Below are 732 nucleotides of genomic sequence, written 5' to 3' on the forward strand. Positions count from 1 at the left end.
GGTCAACATCAACTTCGTCGCCTTTTCGGCAGCACTCGGCGATCTGGTCGGCCAGGTGTTCGCGCTGTTCGTGCTGACGGTCGCGGCGGCCGAAGCCGCCATCGGACTTGCCATTCTCGTCGTCTTCTTCCGCAACCGCGGCTCGATCGCGGTCGAAGACGTGAACATGATGAAGGGTTGACGGAACCACCATGTATCAGGCCATCGTCTTCCTTCCCCTGCTCGGCTTCCTGATCGTCGGCCTGTTCGGCACGTCGCTCGGCGCCAAGGCGTCCGAATACATCACCTCGGGTTTCCTGGTGATCGCGGCCGTGCTGTCGTGGGTCGCGTTCTTCACCGTCGGTTTCGGCCATGGCGAGGTGTTCACCGTGCCCGTGCTGCGCTGGATACAGTCGGGTGGGCTGGAAGCGTCCTGGGCGCTGCGGATCGACACGCTGACGGTGGTCATGCTGGTGGTGGTCAACACCGTGTCGGCGCTGGTCCACATCTATTCGATCGGCTACATGCACCACGATCCGAACCGGCCGCGCTTCTTCGCTTATCTGTCGCTGTTCACCTTCGCCATGCTGATGCTGGTGACGGCGGACAACCTCGTGCAGATGTTTTTCGGCTGGGAAGGGGTGGGGCTGGCGTCCTATCTGCTGATCGGCTTCTGGTACAAGAAGCCGTCGGCCAATGCCGCGGCAATCAAGGCCTTTGTCGTCAACCGCGTCGGCGATTTCGGCTTCGCGC

At 62.2% G+C, this 732-nt stretch carries 2 protein-coding genes; both read left to right on the plus strand.

Translation table 11 applies throughout. The features are described from left to right. A partial coding sequence (gene nuoK, locus EN879_RS37815) for an NADH-quinone oxidoreductase subunit NuoK (protein WP_127274809.1) occupies nt 1-181 on the plus strand: 181 nt, incomplete at its 5' end. Nucleotides 182-191: 10 nt separating this feature from the next. Beyond that, nucleotides 192-732, plus strand: a 541-nt coding sequence (locus EN879_RS37820; protein ID WP_281034636.1) for a proton-conducting transporter membrane subunit, incomplete at its 3' end; no start/stop codon positions are given.

This window comes from Mesorhizobium sp. M7A.F.Ca.AU.002.02.1.1, from assembly GCF_003998535.1.
Taxonomy (GTDB): domain Bacteria; phylum Pseudomonadota; class Alphaproteobacteria; order Rhizobiales; family Rhizobiaceae; genus Mesorhizobium; species Mesorhizobium ciceri.